Origin of the sequence: Eudoraea sp. (assembly GCF_049665975.1) — a bacterium.
GTDB lineage: Bacteria > Bacteroidota > Bacteroidia > Flavobacteriales > Flavobacteriaceae > Eudoraea.
Genome location: NZ_JBATGR010000454.1, coordinates 1 through 3,750, shown reverse-complemented (window position 1 = coordinate 3,750; position 3,750 = coordinate 1). Strand labels below are relative to the sequence as shown.

Annotated in this window: 4 protein-coding genes; 3 read left to right on the top strand and 1 reads right to left on the bottom strand. The window is 35.4% G+C overall.

The features are described 5' to 3' along the window. Positions 1-757, top strand: a 757-nt coding sequence (locus WBN20_RS14835; protein ID WP_424282243.1) for a DUF349 domain-containing protein, incomplete at its 5' end; no start/stop codon positions are given. A 91-nt stretch (positions 758-848) separates the two neighbouring features. Here WBN20_RS14835 and WBN20_RS14830 read toward each other — a convergent pair. Beyond that, positions 849-1,427, bottom strand: a complete 579-nt coding sequence (locus tag WBN20_RS14830; protein ID WP_424282242.1) for a 3-keto-disaccharide hydrolase — start codon at positions 1,425-1,427, stop codon at positions 849-851. 288 nt (positions 1,428-1,715) lie between these two features. Between WBN20_RS14830 and WBN20_RS14825 the strand changes: the two genes are divergently transcribed. Together WBN20_RS14825 and WBN20_RS14820 are read left to right on the top strand one after the other, a co-directional pair. Beyond that, the gene (locus WBN20_RS14825) at positions 1,716-2,948 is read left to right on the top strand and encodes a serine hydrolase domain-containing protein (RefSeq protein ID WP_424282241.1); all 1,233 of its coding nucleotides are present in this window, start codon (positions 1,716-1,718) and stop codon (positions 2,946-2,948) included. 110 nt (positions 2,949-3,058) lie between these two features. After that, complete coding sequence (locus WBN20_RS14820; protein WP_424282240.1) at positions 3,059-3,559, top strand: hypothetical protein; 501 nt, start codon at positions 3,059-3,061, stop codon at positions 3,557-3,559. The last annotated feature ends 191 nt before the right edge of the window (positions 3,560-3,750 follow it).

Here is a 3,750-nt window from a genome sequence, read left to right as displayed (position 1 = left end):
CAAGAAAAGAGATCTTCTCAGCTTAGCACAATCTTTAAAAGATAGTGAAGACTGGGATACCACAACCTCCGAAATGAAAAGAATTCAGAGGGAATGGAAAACTATTGGGCATGTGCCCCGAAAATACTCCGATAAGATTTGGAATGATTTTAAAAATGCGTGCAATCATTATTTTGACAGACTGCACGCTACAAAAAATAAAGCTCATACTGAAGAGTCTGCAAATTTTGATAAGAAATTCGCCTGCCTGGAAAAACTGAAAGCCTTTGAACTGTGCGAAGATAAAGAAAAAGATTTGGCCACAGTGAAGTCTTTTATAGATGAATGGAAGTCTTATGGCAGGGTTCCATTTAATAAAAAGAATATAAACGTCAAGTTTAACACTATTCTGGATGCCATTTTCAAAAAACTTGATGTTAGCAGACAAGAATCGGAGCTAATGAAATATGGGGACAAGCTTAAAAAACTTGCAAACGCAGATAATGAAAGAGCTCTAATCCATGAGCGAACATTCATCCGAAGAAAGATAGACGAAAGTTTAAATGAAATTCGCCAATTAGAAAATAATTTACTATTCTTCTCAAATACTTCAAGCGACAATCCTCTTGTTAAAGATGTTGTAAAGAACATAGACCGTCAGAAGGAAACTTTGGCAACATGGAAAGCCAAGTTGAAAAATCTGAACATTATGCAACATAGTCTTATCAAAGAAGAAATTCAGGCAAATGAAGATCCCGACAGTTCAGAAGATGAATAAAAAATTTTATTAAGCTTCCTAATTATAATTTCTCATGATTCATCGTGAATAATTCCTACCGTAGCATGGTTTATCTTCCAGGGTAATTAATCTAAAACTCTTTTATTTTTACATTTCTAAATTTGATTCTGCCGGGTTCTGTTGCCTGAAGCGCAATATAACCCTCAGACAAATCATCATTGTAAATATCCGCGGTAAGTTTGCCATTAATCCAGGTGCGGATATGGTTGCCCTCACAAGTAATTTTATAGCTATTCCACTTTCCAATTGTTTGCACATCTATCAATGGCTTTGCCCTGGTAACAATAGATCCGGTTCTTGATTCCTGGTCCGGATGGTAATCCCAAATATTCATCTCATAACATTCCTTGTTTGAGATCTCTTTGTTTTTACATCTCACAAATATTCCTGAATTAATTCCTGCATCAGGATAAAACTCAAGTGAAAGTGTAAAATTTTGATATTTTTTATTCGTCATAACAAACCCCGATCCACCTAACGAGGTACCAACCAACTGATCACCATCAAATTTCCAGGACGCCCGTCCTTCTTTAAACCATTCATTTGAATCCTCTACGAAAATAATCTTCCCAGCGTTGTCAGCTATATTGCAGGCATTAAATAGTAGGAATAACCCAAATAGAGAAAAACAAGTCAAACTTTTAATCATAATTACTAGTATTAAGTTGATAAACCTATAAAAAATTGAAATTAATATTACAAATTAAAGAAGTGTGATCTTGGAAAAGAAAATATAGACTTTTAGTATCATCATTAGATTCCAGTATTGAACGATTTACAAAAATGGCGCCTTATGCACTTCTTCCTATAAATTCGTAATTCACTCTTGCTACTGTAAAATTTTTTTTTCTATACCTTCCTGGTCCACATCATCTGTAAACATAGTAAATAAACCAACTTAAAATTTTTATATTTAAGGACACATTTTACCATAATCATGAAAAAACAATTACATTCTCTGTTTTCAATTCTATTTCTTTTATTTTCACTCGTATTCAGCTACGGCCAGTCCGTTAAGGCCTCCAATGAAGTTATTTCAGGATTCTCAGAAATACGTCTGGATAGATATTCAAAATTTTTGAATACTGAAATAAATGAAGGGCGAATACCAGGAGCTGTTTCATATATTTATCGGAAGGGAGAGATAGTGCACAAAGCAGCTTTGGGATACAGCAGTTGGGAAGCGAAGACACCAATGCAACATGACAATATTTTTCATATTATGTCTATGACCAAGCCAATAATCTCCGTTGCCTTTTTAATGTTATATGAGGAAGGGCATTTTTTTCTCACTGACCCTGTTTCCAAATATCTCCCACAATTTAAAGACTTCAAAGTATCGCTAGATGTAAATAAAGGAATAGATGGTGCTACCGAACCTGCAAAATCTGAAATAACTATTCATCAACTGTTAACACATACGGCCGGCTTTACCCATGGCATTGGTGGCACAACTTTGGACAATGAAATTGCTCAGGCCATATATTTTGAACCTCAATCTTCCATCGAAAGCAGGGTAAACACTCTTATAGGTTTACCCCTTATAGGTCATCCCGGAGGTCAATGGCATTATAGCGCGTCCCCGGACGTACTATCGCTACTAATTGAACATTTTTCCGGAATGACTACGGCTGAATTCCTGCAAATTAGAATATTTGATCCTTTGGAAATGAAAGACACGGGTTATAATATTCCAACTAATGACCAGGATAGATGGGTTCCTGTTCATAATATCAACGAGGAAGGTAAATTAGTAAACTCAGATCAACAACTCCCTATTGAAGGGAATATGGTATACGGAGGAACTCATGGACTTTTTTCTACAGCAGATGATTATATGAAATTTTGTCAAATGATGCTTAATGGCGGTAAGGGTAATGGAAAACGACTCTTAAGCCCCAAGACCGTAGAAATAATGACTATGAATCAGGTGGGAGACTTATATTATGGACAAGGGTTTGGCCTTGGTTTTGGAATTACCACAGATGTAGCTAAAAGCAAAGCTCTTGGTTCAAAAGGGGTATATTATTGGAGCGGCGCATATAGTACCTACTTTTTTATAGATCCGAAAGAAGATTTAATAGCCATCTTAATGACCCAGGTTCAACCATATAGTAACTATTATAGCGCCAAATTTCCGCAATATATTTATCAGGCCCTGGTAGATTAAAATATAACACAACTATAAATTTATTCATGAAAAATTATCCTTCGAAAAAAAGAGCATATTGAGTGTGTAGGTGAAGAAAAGGAATATTATGAATATAAAATAAAGAAGAGATGAATTTCATTGATGACACCGTCAACTGGTGTAAGGGAGAAATTTTTGAAGGCAAAATGAGCCTCCTGTTTGGAATGGTTATGCTCATACTAAGCTTTGTTTATTTTAAATGGGGAAGCACCCCGGGCGCCAGGGCCATGTTTTTACCTTTGCTTGTAATTGCCATCCTGACGATTAGTGCAGGAATCTATCTTGTAAATACAAACCAAAAACGGATCCCGAGATATGAATCACAGTTTAAGGAAAACCCGCAACAATTTTTAGAAAGCGAAAAAATGCGGACAGAAGACTTTATAAGATGGTACCCAATTACGCAAAAAATATTTTTCGTTGTTATGATAGCCGGGATGCTATGCTTAATACTGTCGCATAGCTCAATTATTCGGGCAATTGGTATAGCAGTAATGCTTTTGGTATTATACGTATTTGTGTTGGACCATTTTTCTGAAGAAAGGGCCATTTTCTATTATTCTAAAATTATTGAACATTCCCTTAATTAAAAGTATATTGCCTTTTTTTAGATCATGGAAATTCGTTTATTTTTTTTCTTTATGTTTTTAGGACTTGGAGCTGCTGCACAGCAAACTTCTGGTTTTCAGGAAGAAGTACTGGCAATTCAAAAAAAATACGATACGTTATGGGACAATACCAAAGAAACTATAGTATTCACAGGTAGTTCCAGTATACGAAC

Excerpts from the sequence above, each read along its gene's own strand:
- WBN20_RS14820 (WP_424282240.1), top strand. The coding sequence starts at position 3,059 with ATGAATTTCATTGATGACACCGTCAACTGGTGTAAGGGAGAAATTTTT.
- WBN20_RS14830 (WP_424282242.1), bottom strand. The coding sequence starts at position 1,427 with ATGATTAAAAGTTTGACTTGTTTTTCTCTATTTGGGTTATTCCTACTA.
- WBN20_RS14825 (WP_424282241.1), top strand. The coding sequence starts at position 1,716 with ATGAAAAAACAATTACATTCTCTGTTTTCAATTCTATTTCTTTTATTT.